Origin of the sequence: Marinifilum sp. JC120, from assembly GCA_004923195.1 — a bacterium.
GTDB lineage: Bacteria > Desulfobacterota > Desulfovibrionia > Desulfovibrionales > Desulfovibrionaceae > Maridesulfovibrio.
Genome location: RDSB01000012.1, coordinates 1 through 17,726, shown reverse-complemented (window position 1 = coordinate 17,726; position 17,726 = coordinate 1). Strand labels below are relative to the sequence as shown.

Genomic DNA, 17,726 nt, shown 5'->3' with positions numbered 1-17,726 from the left:
TCCGCCGTCCCATTTTTTTATTAGACTGAATAACCCTTACGAAAATTTATTGCGAAACAATCCTTACACACATAGGAACCTGCTTATCACCCAGCTGAATCACGATCTGCTGCTGCCCGGCAGGACACGAATTACTATTAGTATAGCTGATTCTCGCACAGCGCACTTTGGGATCACCTTGAATATAGTACGGAAAAGTACCCGAAGGACAGGAAGTATTTATCCCTATGCGGGGAGGCTGATTGCCAAACAATTCTCTCTTAACCCCGGCAACACACGCTGATAGATATTCATCTCCAAGACCTTCAGCAGCCAAAGATTTCCTGCATTCCTGCTCAATAAGGGTATCAAAATCAGAGGCCTGAACAGGTAATATCAGCAAAGTGACCAGCAGGGCACAGCATGTAACAACTGTAGAAATAATTTTAGTTCCGTTCATCTTATTACTCCTGAATTTGTTAAAAAAGATAGCAGCACCATATACGAAATTTCATCTGACAGCCACTTTGCTTTTTTTTAAAAGACGATTTATTAAATCTTACTCATGTTCAAACTTCTTCTCTTCATAGCAATCCTGATCCTGATATTCGGGTACCGCAAAAAGCAGAAAATCAAAGGCGGCATCAATATCAATACCATCCTGATGGCCGCTTTGGTGGTCCTTTTCATCATTTCCCTGCTGACCAGATTCCAAAACTAACCCCTCTTTAAACAGGAACCTATCGATAATTCAAAAACATATTAAATGTTATAAATCAAAATCTTAAAAGTTAACTAAAAATATTTTAACACTTGATTTGAATTTTAACATTGAAATTCAATCCCCAGCGGGAGTATAATGACCCTACTCAGGAATTAAAACTCCACCCAATCAATACCTGAGTCAGGTTATCTCATGACCTCTGTTGTTAGAACGGCTGCTTCAACCATGACGGCAGCCGTTCTTTTTTTATGCCTGTTGACCCCACCGACGATTAAAGTTATCGATAAGCAATATTCTTTGTTATTCATTTAATATACTACATAAATTATTCAAAAATCAGCAAGCAAACATGGTTCAGATTAAAGTTGGACCACTGAAAAAGCATACAGGATTATTAAAAATGACAACTGAAACATTTACTCACCGTGAACTTTCCACCATTACCGGAGTCTCAGTCACCACCGTCAAGAGTTATCGTAAAAAATTTCCAGAATTCTTTTTTATTGTCGGACACGGCAAACCTTTGCGGTTCAGAAAAGGAGCGGATAAACTCTGCCTGCGCATACGTGACCTCTTTAATAAAAATCTATCGGTAAAGCAGATTCGTGACAAACTTTTAACAGAATTTGAATCAGTTAAAGACAATCATCAGTTATCGGAAAGTACAAATAATTCCGAAAATTCACAGGTAAACAGTGAAGAATTCGAAAAGCTGGTCAAGACTACCGGCCAAATGATGAACGGACTTGCCGCGCTGGTAACCTCACAGGCCAAGGCAGAACAACGCCTTGGGCGTATGGAAAAATCATTGAAAGAGCTGGTTCAGGCCCAATCCGAACCACCAGCAGACAGCAATGAACTATTGCAGGAAATCAAAAATATACTAGTCAATTCAGGCGGATTGCAGCAACCGGAAAGGATCACTGCCAAGAAAGTAGTCACTATTAAAAAGGATGACGGTCAGGCGGAATCATATTCCTTTGATGCAGAGACATCAGCCATTGAGCCGGAAGCAGAATTTATGGAACTCCCAGTGGTTATCCATTCTGATAGCGGTGAATTTTTAGGCCTGCCGGGCAAACCGGGACACCCTTTCACTCTACAAGAACTGGTTTATCTGGTCAGCAGCCAAAAAGAAGCAAATACCTCAAAAGTATGGCACAAACAGGGAAGAGACTGGGTACTAGCCGTCAAATCCCCCGAAGGTCCTCTTTATGAACTATATTTCGGCATGACCAAGACGCCAAAAGGAAATATTGTATCTTTTTTCAATCGGTTGGATATTAACTCAGAACCAAGAAATCATGCAGAAATCCTTAACTTCTTCAAGGAAATGCGGGATTTGGTTGATTCAATCTAATTTATGGAAAATTGTGCGGATACAGTTTGCATAAAGAATCCATAATCAGCTATTATCAGCTCGATATTCAATAATTAACCACAATTTAAACTCATTATATCAAATGCTTGATTTTTAGGCAGTGGACGGACACTGTCTGGATTTTTTGAATGTATACCGTACCTGTCCTGCTGCGGAAATAATACCGCCGGGCTGGGAGTAACTTCTTATTTCAAGGAGGAAACAACTGTGGCTGCGCCAATTTTCAACTGCAAAAACGCTGACGATGTCCTGAAAGCTGTACGTGATTACAATATCAGCTTTGTACAGTTCTGGTTTGTAGATATTCTCGGAACCCTTAAAAGTTTCCAGATCACCCCCAAGGAACTTGAAGCTTCCTTTGAGGAAGGTATGGGCTTTGACGGTTCTTCCATTCTAGGCTTCACTCGCATCGAAGAATCGGACATGATCGCCATTCCCGATCCAACCACCTTCCAGCTCTGCTCATGGCGGCCCACAGATAGACCTGTTGCCCGCATGTTCTGCGATATTCAGAACCCTGACGGAACACCTTATGAAGGAGACAGCCGCTGGGTACTCAAAAAGACCCTCGATAAGGCAGCTGAACGCGGTTACACCTACTATGTAGGTCCCGAACTTGAATTTTTCCTTTTTAAAGATGAGAAAGGCACCAAAATCATCGACCGTGGCGGTTACTTTGACGCCCCGCCGCTGGATCTCGGTAACGATGTCCGCCGGGACATTATTTTCTCCCTTGAGCAAATGGGTTACGATGTAGAATACAGCCATCACGAGGTAGCCCCCAGTCAGCATGAAATCGACCTGCGTTATGCCGAGGGCATGCGCATGGCCGATACCGCCATGACCTACCGGGTTATTGTTAAGGAAATGGCCCGCAAACACGGCATTTATGCCACCTTCATGCCCAAACCGATTTTCGGTGAAAACGGTTCCGGCATGCATGTACACCAATCCCTGTTCAAAAACGGCCGCAACGTCTTTTTCGATGCCAACGATGAGTTTCATCTCAGTCCGGAAGGCAAAAGCTACATTGCCGGTATCCTAAAGCATGCCCCGGAAATGACCTGCGTAACCAACCAGTGGGTTAACTCTTATAAACGTCTGGTTCCCGGCTATGAAGCACCTGTATACGTTTCATGGGCTCGTAAAAACCGCTCCACACTGGTCAGGGTGCCCATGTATAAGCCCGGTAAAGAAAACGCTACCAGAATGGAACTGCGCTGCCCGGACCCGGCCGCCAACCCCTATCTCTGTTTTGCGGTAATGCTGCAAGCCGGACTTAAGGGAATTGACGAGGCCTATGAACTGCCCGCCCCCATCGAAGAAAATATCTTTGCCATGGACGGACCCACTCTCGCAGAGCACGGCATAACCGCCCTGCCCGGCAACCTTTACGAAGCTGCCGTGGCCATGAAAAACGGTGAAGTTGTCAAAGAATGCCTCGGCGAGCATATTCACAGCAATCTCTACAGGAACAAAATCAAGGAATGGGATAAATACCGTACTCAGGTAACTGAGTATGAAATCTCAACCTATCTGCCTGTACTTTAAATGTTAAATGTAAGCCCGGTCCATATATTGACCGGGCTTACATTTTTATACCTCCGGTGGCCCTTCGGGGACCAAAGAAACTTTTTAAAAAAAGTTTCTCTGGACTCTTCAAAAAATTTTAGTTCGCTTCGCGGATTTATACGTACAGGTGTTATATGGCTGAAATTTCAGTTCTAAATGAACAATACAAATTAGATTCACTCGGCTTACTGCCGGATTTCTGTTTGCAGGAAATCTTCAGCCGAAAAATCAGCAATGCCGCTGTGGCAAAAATAATTATTCTTCTTTCTGAGGATACACGCCAGAAGTTGCTGGATAATTTTAATATGGTCCGCTCAGCGCGGATCAAAAAAATTATCGATAATTATGAAAGCGGGGAACTGGATATTTCGTTTTCACGCTTTGAAAAGACCTGCGAAGACCTTATGGACCGGGTTCAAAAACTGAAGGAAGAGGGAAAAATTCAAGTCCCTTCAGTCAGTCTTGATGAATCCTTTTTTAATTCCTCAAATGAATTAACTACATTTTCCGACAACCTTCCCCGCTTTAATTTTTATCACAATGATGTTCATGATTTAATTTCATGGTGGAATCTGGCCGCCAAAAATATCAAATCCATTTTCGGCAAAAGAGCAGAAACAGAAAATATTATCCTTGAGAGATTAGATGATGAGTTCAGTGCAAAAATTTTTGCTTACGGCATTGATGATATAAGTAAAAATGAATTTAATGACAAAGCTGCTGAGCTTCGCACTTCTATTTTTAAGGAATATGAACTGCGCCTGAATCTTATTGAAGAATTTCTACTGGAACTGGTAAAACAAAAAAATGACCGTGATTTCGCTGCAAGGCTGGCAAGTCATTTTCCTGAAGATGATACAATGAAGGACAGACTGCTTAAAAATGGTCCCTTATTACTCATCCCTGCGGTAAAAGATGAACTACCTGCCGATGATATTGCCATGAGCCTTTTTAAACTTAAACTGATTCACGATGAATTTGAAATGCATGGTATCGAAAAGCTAGTTCGTAATTCAAACAATTATTTCTTCACAAAAGGGTTATCGATAACCTCATCAAATATGAACCCTGAATATGCACAAAGAATCATCAATGAACGCATGAAATCTGCTCTTACTGAGTTTGAAATTAAACTGCGAATGATCATTGATGCTGCCACCTGCATTCGGGAAAATACCAGCACCTACGTTATGCTCGAATTAATGAGTAGTTACACGGTTTATGATTTTGAAGAATAAATAGCAAAGTCGGCTCCAAGCGGAGCCGACTTTGCTATTTATTTAATGTTCAAAACTAATCTATTCTGCCAATTTCCTTTAGTAATCCCATAATGTGTGTTGTTTCACCTGCGGCCATTGTTCCGCCAAGGGAAATTGCCACAGCGCAGCTCTCAAGGACTTCATCCACACTTGCGCCCAGATTCAAAGCTTCCTCAGTCTGATAAAGCATACAGGCCCTACATCCACTGACCAGCGCCCCAACCAAAGCCATCAGTCTTTTATCTTTGGCTTTAACAGATCCGTCCTTATAAATTTCCCCATGAAACTGATCATAGAGATCGCCGACTTCAGGCATAAGTTTATTGTAGGTTTCCCAGTTCACGCCAATTGTTTTCTTAAGTTCGATTTGTGTTTCAGCCATTTTTTAGCTCCTTGTTTTGGAAGATAATGGCTGACTCACACACATTAGACAAACTAATATTTCTTATCTAGGATATAAAAATGATTGATATCACAAAAACAGCTCAACTGACCCCGGATCTGCTCCGTTCCTTTTTAGTAGCCGCTGATACCGGAAGCTTTACCCGCACTGCATCCCTTGTTCACAGGACACAGGCAGCAGTAAGCATGCAGATGAAAAAACTGGAAGATGACCTGAAATGCGTGCTTTTTAAGCGCGACGGCAGAGGAGTCAGTCTTACATCCGAAGGTGAAATACTTTATCGCTACTCAGCCAAAATTCTGAATCTTCATGATGAAGCACTAACCGCTGTGTCCGGGCCTAAATTAAACGGCAAGATAAGCCTTGGTGTTCCTGTTGACTACGCTATGAAACATCTTCCCGGAATTATGCGAGAATTCGCCGTAAACCATCCTCAAGTCCAAGTTAATGTATTTTGTGATGACACCCCTAGTCTGAGTAAGATGCTGGATAGCGGACAACTCGACCTAGTCATAACAACTGACAACATACAGACAGAATACTCCACCACACTGCAACTAAGCTGGTTTCTGCCTGAAAGAATGGACCCATCAGAAATGGAAGAATTGCCGCTGGCTCTATTCCACCCGGTCTGCTGTTATCGCGAGAATGGCTTGAAAGCTCTGGAAAAAGCAGGACGCAAATACCGTATTGCCTACGGCAGCCCCAGTATGGCTGGCTTGCTGGCAGCGGTTCAGGGAGGATTGGCCATAGCAGTGGTGACAAAGGAAACAACAGCAAAAGGATGCAGGCACGCCCTTCCTTCAGACGACCTGCCACCCATAAAATCGGTTTATATTGACTTGAGATTCCAGCCCGGAAACTGTTCAGAAGTGGTTTCGGTATTTGGAGGGTTTATTGCGAAGGGGTTGGGAATTATGATTTAGCAGTTATTCGGAATTTCCGAATAACTGCCCATTTAGCCGACTATTTATATACAAATATCAAAACCGCTTCTTCAAATAATCCAGCTTATACCTGACTGCGTAAGGATTCGGATAAGTATCAACAATCTTTTCCAGCAATTCAGCTGCGCGGCGATACTCATGACGATCTTCATAGATATCAGCTAGCACGAAAGCAGCTTCAGCGTGGAGATCTTCTGGAATTCCTTCCATTTTTAACAGCTTTTCAAGCTCAGATTCTGCCCTTTCCCAAGCTTGAATCAAAGTCAGGGTGTGGGCCATTTCAAAAAGAGCACGAGCTTTTGTTGTCTTATTATCAGTACTTTTGGCTATGTCGTTATAGGTATAAATAGCGAGGTCATAATTTCTTAATTTGCGGAAAGTCTCAGCCAGTAAAGTCCGGGTTGAATCAAGCTGCTCCTGCGATTGATCAGAATATTCAAGACTTTTCTCTAGCGCCTCAACTGCCGGCTTATACTGCCCGGTACGGATATACATTTCCGCCAACTGAAGCTTCAGCTGTGAAGCAAGTTCCGGTTTATGTCCGAACTCAAGATACATGGCTTCAAGGATCGCAGCCCCGCGGTCACTGTCATGACGAACTTCAGAGGCAATTTTTACCAGATAATTCCAAGCTTCAAGACGGTCTTCCCCCTGCGGGTTATCCTGCAAATATCTTTCAAAGCCTTTTTCGGAATCTACGTAAAAGCCGCTAATAAAATTTGACCGAGCATTATCGATAACTTCTGATCTGTTATCACTCGGTTTATCACATCCCTGCGCCATAAGCAGCAGGGATGTGATTATTATGATCAAACATCTTTTCATGATGTGGATTCTTCACCTTCAGATTCAGAAGCAATTTCTTCAATTTCTTCAGTTGCTTCTTGAACAAGGTCAAAACCAACAACATGGTCGCCGTCATCCATGCGTACCAATCTCACACCCTGAGTAGCACGACCCACAAGGGAGACATCCTTCACGCCCATGCGGATGATCTTGTTACCGGAAGTGAGCAGAACAACTTCATCATCAGGTGAAACCATAATTGAACCGAGCACCTTGCCGGTCTTAGTGGTCACTCTCATGCTGATGATTCCCTTACCGCCACGAGTCTGTAAGCGATGCTGTTCGATGTCGGTACGCTTACCGTAACCGCCTTCAGAGATAGTCAGCAGCTGGACGCGCTCTTCATCACCGGTAACAACGCCGGAAACAACTTCATCACCGGGACGCAGGGCAATCCCCTTAACACCACTGGCCACACGACCCATGGAACGGGCATCCTGGCAGCTAAAGCGAATAGAAGTACCGTTTCTGGTGACCAGTACAGCTTCTGAATCTGCATTAACTTCTTTTACGGTAATCAGTTCATCGCCTTCCTTCAGGGCTACCGCACGAATACCGGACTGACGGCAATTGCGGTAGAGGGCTATTGAAGAACGTTTGACCATACCGTTCTTGGTTACGAACAGGAAGAAATCCTCTTCCTCGAACTCACGCATGGTCATCGCAGTGGCGATGGTTTCGTCCTTTTCAAGAGGCAGCAGGTTGGCGATATGCGCGCCACGGGCGATGCGGCTTGCTTCGGGAACCTGATGAACCTTGATTTTGAACATCTTACCCTTGGAAGTAAACAGCAGCAGGAACTGGTGATTGGAGGTGGTCAGGAAGGTGTGGATAAAATCTCCATCCTTGGTCTGAACACCGGCAATACCTTTACCGCCGCGCTTTTGCTTCTGGTAATTGGAAAGCGGAGTACGCTTGATGTAACCACGTCTGGAAAGAGTGATAACCGCATCGTCATCGGGGATCAGGTCTTCGATGTCGATGTCATCGGGGTTGTGATCCATAAGCACGGTCTTACGCTCGGTGGCGTAATTCTCTTTGATCTCAACCAGTTCGTCGCGGATAACGCCTTTGAGTACTTCTTCGTTTTCAAGAATGGACTTGAAGTATTCAATTTTCTTGAGAATTTCAGCGTATTCTTCAAGCAGTTTTTCCTGCTCAAGGTTAGTAAGACGCTGCAATCTCATATCCAGAATTGCCTGTGCCTGCACTCTGGAAAGTTCAAATCTATCCATGAGTCCGGTGCGGGCTTCATCGCCGTTACTGGAAGCGCGAATGATTTTGACCACTTCGTCGATGTTATCCAACGCAATGCGCAGACCTTCGAGAATGTGAGCGCGTTTTTCGCACTTATCAAGATCAAACCTTGTGCGGCGAATGATTACTTCGCGACGGTGTTCAAGGAATGCCTCCAGAATCTGTTTAATATTCATCAGCTGCGGACGGTTGGCGTTAACGGCCATCATGTTGATGCCGAAACTCTGCTCAAGCTGGGTGAACTTATACAGGGAGTTGATGATGATATCTGCAATTGCGCCTTTTTTCAGGTCAACAACAACGCGGATACCCTTACGGTCAGATTCATCACGCAGGTCGGAAACGCCTTCGATTTTACCTTCACCAACCAGCTGGGCGATCTTCTCAACCATGCTGGATTTGTTCAGGGCATAAGGAATTTCGGTGATGACAATTGACTGACGACCGTTCTTTTTCTCTTCAATATTCACAACACCGCGAATTTTGATGGAACCGCGACCGGTCAGATAAGCCTCACGCAGCCCCTTTCCGCCGAAGCAGAGTGCTCCGGTAGGGAAGTCAGGACCTTTGATGTGGACCATGAGGTCTTCAATTTCACACTCGGGGGTATCGAGCAGATGCACAGTACCGTTAATCAACTCGCCGAGGTTATGGGGCGGAATATTGGTAGCCATACCGACCGCAATACCGGAAGTACCGTTCAGCAGCAGGTTGGGAACCTTGGTGGGCAGGACAGAAGGTTCCTGCAAGGAGTTATCGTAGTTGTCACGAAAATCGACAGTCTTCTTCTCAAGGTCGGCCAGGAACTCGGAACTGAGTTTGGACATTCTTGCTTCGGTGTAACGCATGGCAGCTGCGGCGTCGCCGTCAATGGAACCGAAGTTACCCTGACCGTCCACAAGAGGATCGCGCATGGAAAATTCCTGCGCCATACGAACCAAGGCATCGTAAACAGCGGAGTCACCGTGCGGGTGATATTTACCGATTACGTCACCGACAACACGGGCAGATTTCTTGTAAGACCTGTTGTAACTGTTGCCCAGCTCGTGCATGGCGTAAAGAATACGCCTGTGCACAGGCTTAAGACCATCCCTTACATCCGGGATGGCGCGGCCTATGATAACGCTCAAGGAGTACTCTAGGTACGATTTCTTAAGCTCTTCTTCAATCGTGATTTGAGACATTTTTTCTCCAAATTTGCCTTCGGCAACACCCTGCCGGGGGCCTTAAACCCTTTGAAAAGGGTTTAAGAATCCCAAACTTTTTTAATAGGGCTTCGCCGCTTCGTATTAAATATCTAACTCTTGAACTGCTAGAGCATTTTTCTCGATAAATTCACGGCGAGGTTCAACATTGTCACCCATAAGATCTTCAAAGATTTCATTAGCTCCTGAAGCATCTTCAATGGTCACCTGCAACATGGTTCTTTTTTCAGGATCCATGGTGGTTTCCCAGAGCTGTTCAGGGTTCATTTCGCCCAGACCTTTGTAGCGCTGGAGATTGATACCCTTGTAGGCCTCTTCCATTACGCCATCGAGCAACTTGAAAATACCTCTGACTTCGGTTTCATTTTCTCCGCGCACGATGATGAAATCAATTCCATCACAATCATCAACAATCTTGCGGTTACGGTCATAAGTATTTCTGAACAGTTTGGAGTTGAAGAATTCAACTGCCAATCTGTTACGGTGCCCGTTTTCATTTTCAAAAATAACGTAAACGCGGGCTTCGCCTTCTGTTTCAGTCTCTTCGCGCTCAACGATAACCTTGTATCCCGATTCTTCCATTTTGGAGACAAAAGATTGCGGATCACTGTCAGCAAACATTTCAGGAGTCATCTTTTCATCAAGGCTGACCAGATTGGCAAACAAGGCATCTGAAATACCCATATTGGCAGCTTCACCGATTTTGCTCTTGATAAAGCGAATATCATTCAGCAGCTCAACAAGAGATTCGTGATGGTATTCCTGTCCGCACTTGGTTTTGATGGCAATATCTTTAGCCACCCTTTCGATGAGCAGTGAATAAAGTTCAGGGTCATCCTTGATGAATTTCTCATACTTACCCTTGGCTATGCGGTACAGCGGAGGCTGGGCAATATAGAGATGTCCGCGCTGGATAAGCTCTTCATACTGACGGAAGAAAAAGGTCAGCAGCAGGGTTCTGATGTGGGAGCCGTCAACATCCGCATCAGTCATGATAACGACCTTATGGTAACGCAGCTTGTCGAAATCCTTCTCCCCTTCTTCCTGACCGATTCCGATACCCATGGCGGTTATCAGAGCCCGGATTTCCTTGTTACCGAGCATCTTGTCAAAACGGGTCTTTTCCACATTCAGAATCTTACCGCGCAGAGGCAGGATAGCCTGATGCTTGGGGTTACGGCCCTGCTTCGCAGAACCGCCCGCAGAGTCACCCTCAACAATGAAGAGTTCACTTTCGGAAGGATCTTTAGACTGGCAGTCAGCAAGCTTACCGGGCAATGAATGGTCAGAAAGAGCACCTTTACGGCGTACCAGATCGCGGGCCTTGCGGGCTGCTTCTCTGGCTCTTGCTGCATCAACTACTTTTTCGATGATGCATTTGGCGTCTTTTGGGTTTTCCTGAAAATAAGATGAAAGCTTGTCGTAAACCATGCCGGAAACAATACCGACCATTTCGGAGTTACCGAGTTTGGTCTTGGTCTGCCCTTCAAACTGCGGTTCAGGCAATTTCACACTGATTACAGCGGTCAAACCTTCACGAACATCATCACCGGACATCTTGTGCTTAAGTTTCTTAGGCAGATCCGAATTCTGGATATAAGTATTAATTGCGCGGGTCAGCGCGCCCTTAAAACCGGCAAGGTGAGTACCACCCTCAATAGTGCGGATGTTGTTGGCAAAGGTGTGGGTGTTTTCCTTGAACGCTGTATTGTACTGGATAGCCAGTTCAGTAATTACGTTTTCGGTTTCAGACTCAGCGTAAATAATGTCACTTACTGTGGTCTGACCTTTGTTCAAATCTTCGACAAATGAAACAATACCGCCGTCAGCTTTAAAATTAGCCTTTTCATTGGTTCTTTCATCCACAAATTCAATTTCAAGACCTTTATTCAGGTAAGCCAACTCACGGAAACGCTTTTTAAGAACGCTGAAATCAAACTGGTTGGTTTCGAAAATTTCCTCGTCAGGACGGAAGCGGACGGTAGTTCCGGTGGTCACCGCATCACCAATACACTCCACAGGACCCTGAGGCACCCCTCTGACGTAAGTTTGACGATACATCTTGCCCCCGCGTCGAACAGTGGCCTCAAGATGCTCAGAGAGGGCATTTACGCAAGAAACACCAACTCCGTGCAATCCGCCGGAAACTTTATAGGCATCATTATCGAATTTACCGCCGGCGTGCAGTACAGTCATAACGATTTCAAGAGCAGGTTTTTTTTCTTTTGGATGAATATCAACGGGGATACCGCGTCCGTTATCGGAAACAGTAACGCTGTTATCCATGTGCAGAGTAACTTTGAACTTATCGCAATATCCGCCCATGGCTTCATCGATGGAGTTGTCGACCACCTCGTAAACAAGGTGGTGCAAGCCCCTGATATCGGTGGAACCGATATACATGGCGGGTCTTTTTCTAACCGCAGCCAGACCCTCTAGGACGGTAATCGATTCCGCGCTGTAATCTTGATTAGAAGCCATTAAACGTCTTCCTCGCTGTAGTAGGTCTCTTCCTGAACCTTCATGGGCATGACGATGACGAGATACTCGTTGTCATCATTTCCGGTTACGCCGCAAGGTGCTTCGGATCCGGTCAGGGTGAAATTAATTTTATCGGACTGGAAGTGTCCAAGGATCTCAATGAGATTCTTGGTGGGGAAAGCAATGCGTTCCATTTCACCTGCAAACTCGATCTCCATGGACTCTGTTGCGGTACCCACTTCCTGCCCCTGAGAGAAAAGTACCAGCTCACCGGGATTGAACAAGAAAGAAGCACAACGGTTGGAATCGGTATTGAAGATAGAAATACGATCCAGAGCCATGGAAAGCTCGGACTTTTCTACTGTCATACGGGAAACATCATCATCACCCAGCTTGGCCAGGAAGTTTTTGTAGTTGGGATACTGGTAGTAGCTGAGCGGCAGGCTGAAAGTTTCTTTACCATCAGCAGTCTTAAAGAAAAGACGCTTTTCACTGAGACTGAGTTCAATCTCATCCTCAGTGAGCCATTTCTTCAGTTCAACCAGATATTTCTTCTGAATGAGGATTCCTTCTTCAGGAAGAATAGAATGAATGTCATCATTGATGAATTTAAGGCGTGCGAACTGATGTCCGTTAAGGCCGCATACTTCCACAAACTTACCATTCTCATCAGCAGAAGGGATAATGTTCATGCAGGCAATGGCTTCCATGCTGTCTTCATCACTGATGCAGAAGGCGATTCTTTCGATCATCTCCAACAGGAAATCACCTGACCAGAATACAGCTCCCTCTGAAGGGAAGTCGGAGAATTTCTGAAACCAGGTGGGATCATTCACCGGCAACTTGTATTTTCTGGAACCCTGCTCCACCAGAATGGAAGAACCGTCAGCATCGTTCTTGATGGTCAGTTCACCGGAAGGCAGCTTGCGGACCAGATCATAGAATGCACGTCCCTGCACACCAGCAAGACCCTCTTCTACGATCTCAGCCGGATATGTTCCGCAGAATTCCAGGTTGGAATCAGTGGACATGATGCGCAGATTTCCACTTTCGCTTTTCAGCCATATGGTGCGCAGATATGCGGCACCTGTCTTGGCGGGAATGATGCTGGCAGACTTCTGCAATCCTTCGATCACTTCATCCCTATTCACCTTTAAATACATATATATTCTCCTTGTATTTTTAATAAGGGCGGTTCGTATGTTTCTTTTTCAGATAACTATTTGAAATTAATGGTATTTTTATGCACAATCAATGTTGCATTTAAGTGACATATAGACACTCAATTTGAACTTTCCTAGTTTGAGACACGTAAAAGACACTTATTCTTCAAGTCTATCAACAGTCTTTTCAAAACCTTATCATCTCTTTGTAATTCTTGAATTTTTTTAACAGAATAAAGAACAGTCGAGTGGTCTTTTCCTCCAAATGTCCGGCCTAGAGCGGGGTAGGATATCCCTAAAAGTTCCCTGCAAAGGTACATGGCCACCTGCCGTGCATGGGCGGTCATCTTGTGCCTTTTGCTCCCGGTAAGGTCGGAAGGTTTGAGGTTGAAATGAGAAGCCACGCACTCGATCACGTATTCAGGTGTAAGAGTCTCGTCGGCTTTTTCTTCCGTGTTGCTGAGGATATGTTCAAAATCCCGGTCATCCATGTTCTTGCGTACAAGTTCACGGAATGCAGAAAGTTTGATGATGATACCTTGAAGGTATCTAAAATCCTGAAATCTTTGAGAAAGGGTAAGGATCTGGTCCTTACTCAGGGGTAGTTTTTTCAGTTTACATTGCTTCTGAACATATTTGGCCCTGATCTCGAGGTCCGGTCTTTTCAGGGTGACGATAAGTCCCCATTCCAGTCTTGATTTTAGGTTCTTGTTCAAAAAGTCGTAGGAAGCCAGTTTATCCGTACAGCTGAAGACCATCTGTTTTCCATTTTCATAAAAGTTGTTGAAAATGGAGATTAGTTCCTGCTGTAGGTGTTCGTATTTTTTGATCTGCTTAAGGTCATCAAGGAAGAAGTATTCAAAATCAAAGAAATAATTCCTCGCACGTATGATGTCGCCGCCAAAACGAACAGAGTAGATGTTTTGTACGTCATCAACGTTTCCGAGGAACACTTTTTCCCGTTCGACATTTTTACAGACTTCGTTGGCAATGGCTTTCAAAAGATGTGATTTACCGGAACCGCTCTTGCCGCAGATGACAAAAGGGTTGAAGGAGATGTTATCTACACGGGTCACTTCTCTGGCTGAGGCAAGGGGGAAGTAGTTCTTCTTGCTGATCAGGAAGTTTTCAAAGGTAAAGTTATGCCCGAATGGAAAGTCAATCTTCTTGATGCTGACGGGCTGCTCTTGAACCGAAGTCTGGCTTGAACCGTTATTGGAGTAGGATACGGAGAATCCGCTACCCAGAAACTGGCCCAGCTGTTCTTCAAAACGGTCCTGAATACTTGATTTGAACCACTGCCCGAAAAAAGCGTGTGGAAAAGTAACTACAACCTCTCCGCTCTTGTCGGAAATGTCGATATTTATGGGGTCAAACCAGCGTGTCAGCTCGGAATCAGAGCATGAATTCAAAAGGTGATTTCTAAGTGCTTCTTTCACGTGAATAATTTATTTTTTAGGGGTGTTTTAAGTTATTGAAATTAAAGTAAAAAAAATCTTAAAAAATCCGAATATTCTCTACCCCCGCGACCACAGGTTCTTATACATTATTATATAGCTTAAGCCAAGGCATATTCGCCTCTAAAACGTTTTTGTCACGCGAAATAATATCTACCCCTTTAAAAAAATAAAATTGCAATCAGAGGCTATTTAAGCCACAATCTCTGCTCGTCTGACTTTGTATTCAAATGCACGGGGCGGTTCAGCCCGGATAATCCTTTTGAACGTAATGTGGAAAACTTGAGTCAGGCTAGCCAGTAACCAAATTTCAAACGGAGTCTTTCCAATGGCCACTACCTTTGAAGTCAACAAGACAATCAGTGAAATAAATGAACGAATCAAGAAAGGTAAGGCTGTAGTCGTCAATGCTGAAGAAATGGTCGAAATCGTCCGTTCCAAAGGCAAGGTTGAAGCAGCCAAAGAGATAGATGTAGTAACCACCGGGACCTTTTCTCCCATGTGCTCCTCCGGCATGTTTTTCAATATCGGGCAGGTTCCGCCGCTTATCAAGACTTCAGAGGTCTGGCTGAACAATGTTCCCTGTTACGCCGGAGTCGCAGCTGTAGACTCATTTATCGGCGTTACCGAGCCTTCTGAGGACGATCCCTTGAATAAGGTTCATCCCGGTCGTTTCGCTTACGGCGGCGGTCATGTCATCGAAGATCTGATTGCCGGTAAAACAGTGCGTCTCAAGGCCAAGTCCTATGGTACTGACTGTTACCCGCGCCGGGAGATTGAAAAAGATGTATCCCTCAAGGATCTTAATAACCTGACCATGCTCAATCCGCGCAACTGCTACCAGAATTACAATGCCGCGGTGAACATGACCAGCAGGACCGTCTACACCTACATGGGACCGCTCAAGCCCAATCAGCGCAATGTCAACTTTGCCACTGCCGGGCAGCTTTCCCCGCTTTTCAACGATCCTTATCTGCGTACTATCGGCATGGGTACACGTATTTTCCTTGCCGGAGCCAAAGGTTACGTCATCGGGGCCGGTACTCAGCATGTGAAGAGTCCGCAGCGTAACGAGCGCGGTATTCCTTTGACTCCCTCTGGAACACTCATGCTCAAGAGTGACAATGTAACTGAAATGGATTCCCGTTATTTCCGTGGACTCAGTTTTCCCGGTTACGGTTGTACCGCATCAGTTGGTGTGGGTATTCCCATTCCTATCCTGAACGAGGAAATGGCCTGGTTTACAGGTGTATCCGATGCTGACATCCAGATGCCTGTCAAGGATTACGGGTATGACTATCCCAACGGTGTAGGTAACATCCTCGCCCATGTGACCCTTGAAGAACTCAAGTCCGGCTCAATCAACCTGAACGGTAAGGATATTCCCACCGTTCCGTTGACCAGTCATTCAATTTCCCTTGAAATTGCAGACAAGCTCAAAAGCTGGATCGAAAAAGGCGATTTCCTGCTCACAGAACCAGTAGAAGAAATCGAATCTGAATAAGTTTTGATGCCTCCGGCGGCTGGGGAAGGGAAAACTTTTGTAAAAGTTTTCCCTTCCCCAGACCCCATCCCTTTCAAAACCTTTCAGTATGCTTCGCACTTAGCGCAGCAAATATATTTTCAAATTTTGAACCGCACTATCTTTGCAGATAGTGCGGTTTTAATTACTAGCAAAATTCAAATTATCACAACGGCGAAGCCCTACTAAAAGTTTTTGAAGAGTCCAGAGAAACTTTTTACAAAAAGTTTCTCTGGTCCCCGAAGGGCCGCCGGAGGCATACATGAGTACAAAGAGTTTTAAGGCCGATATTTTATTGCTTATCACTGCCATTATCTGGGGTGCTGCATTTGTGGCCCAGCGGGTGGGGATGGATTACATGGGTCCGCTTACTTTCAATGCGGTCCGTTTTGCTTTGGGTGCTGCTGCTCTGCTACCACTCATTCAGCGCATAGACCGCGAAAAGAAGAAAGACGGTACTTATCAGGAAGTGGATAAGGGAAGTTTTTTTAAAGGCAGTCTGGTTGCGGGCGGGGCATTATTTTTAGGGGCGACTTTTCAGCAATGGGGACTAGTTTATACCACGGCCGGCAATGCAGGATTTATCACCGGATTGTACGTGGTTTTTGTTCCTATTATGGGATTATTTTTTAAGCAGAAAACCGGGCTTCCTACTTGGGTCGGCGCAGTGCTGGCCGTTATCGGTATGTATTTGCTTTCTGTTAACGAGAGTTTTCATATTGAGATGGGTGACCTGTTGGTACTCTGTTGTGCGGTCTTTTTTGCCGGGCATGTTGTAGTGATTTCCCTGCTGGCAACCAAGGTCGATCCGGTTAAGTTTGCAGCAGGGCAGTTTGTAGTATGTTCTGTATTTAGTTTTATCGGTGCATTTGCATTGGAAACCATGACATTTGCAGGTATTTGGGCCGGGATTGTACCTATTCTTTACGGCGGGCTTATGTCTGTCGGTGTAGCCTATACTTTGCAGGTGGTGGCCCAGCAGGAAGCAAAGCCTGCACACGCGGCAATTATTCTCAGTCTGGAGTCAGTTTTTGCGGCTCTCGCCGGGTGGTTGATGCTCGGTGAATTGTTGACTACGCAGGGCTTGATCGGGTGTGGGTTGATGCTTTGCGGTATGTTATTATCGCAGATTAAATCATGATGTCTCCGGCGACTGGGGAAGGGGAAACTCTTGCAAGAGTTTCCCCTTCCCCAGACCCCATCCCCTTCAGAATCATTTAGTAAGCTTCGCATATAGCTTTTAGAGGCTACTTTCAAAAAATAAAGCGCACTATCTTTGTAGATAGTGCGCTTTAATTGTAAGTAATATTTTTTAAACTACAGCGGCGAAGCCCTATTAAAAGTTTTTGGGATTCTTAAACCCTTTTTTCAAAAAGGGTTTAAGCTGATGGGATGGTCCCGCCCCTTAAAAAGGGGTATATTTCAAGTTCACCACAACTTCGAAATGGAGGACCATCCCAATGAAAGTAGCTACCATAATCGGAATTGATTTGGCAAAGTCCAGCATCCAGCTTTATGGAGTTGATTCAC

13 protein-coding genes are annotated in these 17,726 nt (G+C 45.0%); 6 read left to right on the top strand and 7 right to left on the bottom strand.

What is annotated here, in order from left to right; translation table 11 throughout:
* Positions 1-46 precede the first annotated feature (46 nt).
* Positions 47-439, bottom strand: coding sequence for a hypothetical protein (locus D0S45_12585; GenBank protein ID TIH14643.1), 393 nt, complete (start codon positions 437-439; stop codon positions 47-49).
* Positions 440-1,103: 664 nt separating this feature from the next.
* On the opposite strand from D0S45_12585, the gene D0S45_12580 reads away from it, so the two are divergent.
* From D0S45_12580 to D0S45_12570, 3 genes are all read left to right on the top strand, one after another.
* The gene (locus tag D0S45_12580) at positions 1,104-2,063 is read left to right on the top strand and encodes a hypothetical protein (protein ID TIH14642.1); all 960 of its coding nucleotides are present in this window, start codon (positions 1,104-1,106) and stop codon (positions 2,061-2,063) included.
* A 228-nt stretch (positions 2,064-2,291) separates the two neighbouring features.
* Positions 2,292-3,635 carry a glutamine synthetase gene (locus D0S45_12575; GenBank protein TIH14641.1) on the top strand — a complete coding sequence of 448 codons (1,344 nt, stop codon included), beginning with the start codon at positions 2,292-2,294 and terminating at the stop codon, positions 3,633-3,635.
* A 155-nt stretch (positions 3,636-3,790) separates the two neighbouring features.
* Complete coding sequence (locus tag D0S45_12570) at positions 3,791-4,894, top strand: hypothetical protein (GenBank protein TIH14640.1); 1,104 nt, start codon at positions 3,791-3,793, stop codon at positions 4,892-4,894.
* A gap of 55 nt (positions 4,895-4,949) precedes the next feature.
* On the opposite strand, the gene D0S45_12565 is transcribed toward D0S45_12570, so the two are convergent.
* Positions 4,950-5,297 carry a carboxymuconolactone decarboxylase family protein gene (locus tag D0S45_12565; protein TIH14639.1) on the bottom strand — a complete coding sequence of 116 codons (348 nt, stop codon included), beginning with the start codon at positions 5,295-5,297 and terminating at the stop codon, positions 4,950-4,952.
* An 80-nt stretch (positions 5,298-5,377) separates the two neighbouring features.
* Here D0S45_12565 and D0S45_12560 point away from each other — a divergent pair, with 80 nt between their 5' ends.
* A complete protein-coding gene (locus D0S45_12560) occupies positions 5,378-6,244 on the top strand; it encodes a LysR family transcriptional regulator (GenBank protein TIH14638.1) in 867 nt (288 codons plus the stop codon).
* Positions 6,245-6,301: 57 nt separating this feature from the next.
* On the opposite strand, the gene D0S45_12555 is transcribed toward D0S45_12560, so the two are convergent.
* From D0S45_12555 to D0S45_12535, 5 genes are all read right to left on the bottom strand, one after another.
* Positions 6,302-7,090 carry a hypothetical protein gene (locus tag D0S45_12555; GenBank protein TIH14637.1) on the bottom strand — a complete coding sequence of 263 codons (789 nt, stop codon included), beginning with the start codon at positions 7,088-7,090 and terminating at the stop codon, positions 6,302-6,304.
* Positions 7,087-9,552, bottom strand: coding sequence for a DNA gyrase subunit A (gene gyrA / locus D0S45_12550; GenBank protein ID TIH14636.1), 2,466 nt, complete (start codon positions 9,550-9,552; stop codon positions 7,087-7,089). Before gyrA ends, D0S45_12555 begins: the two co-directional genes overlap by 4 nt.
* A gap of 105 nt (positions 9,553-9,657) precedes the next feature.
* Positions 9,658-12,054: a DNA topoisomerase (ATP-hydrolyzing) subunit B gene (gyrB, locus tag D0S45_12545; protein TIH14635.1), complete on the bottom strand. Its 2,397-nt coding sequence runs from the start codon at positions 12,052-12,054 to the stop codon at positions 9,658-9,660.
* The gene (locus tag D0S45_12540; GenBank protein TIH14634.1) at positions 12,054-13,217 is read right to left on the bottom strand and encodes a DNA polymerase III subunit beta; all 1,164 of its coding nucleotides are present in this window, start codon (positions 13,215-13,217) and stop codon (positions 12,054-12,056) included. The genes gyrB and D0S45_12540 overlap by 1 nt, the downstream gene beginning before the upstream one ends.
* 134 nt (positions 13,218-13,351) lie before the next feature.
* Positions 13,352-14,656 carry a chromosomal replication initiator DnaA gene (locus tag D0S45_12535; protein TIH14633.1) on the bottom strand — a complete coding sequence of 435 codons (1,305 nt, stop codon included), beginning with the start codon at positions 14,654-14,656 and terminating at the stop codon, positions 13,352-13,354.
* 346 nt (positions 14,657-15,002) lie between these two features.
* Between D0S45_12535 and D0S45_12530 the strand changes: the two genes are divergently transcribed.
* Positions 15,003-16,178 carry a hypothetical protein gene (locus tag D0S45_12530; protein ID TIH14632.1) on the top strand — a complete coding sequence of 392 codons (1,176 nt, stop codon included), beginning with the start codon at positions 15,003-15,005 and terminating at the stop codon, positions 16,176-16,178.
* Positions 16,179-16,458: 280 nt separating this feature from the next.
* Complete coding sequence (locus D0S45_12525; protein ID TIH14631.1) at positions 16,459-17,337, top strand: DMT family transporter; 879 nt, start codon at positions 16,459-16,461, stop codon at positions 17,335-17,337.
* Positions 17,338-17,726 lie beyond the last annotated feature (389 nt).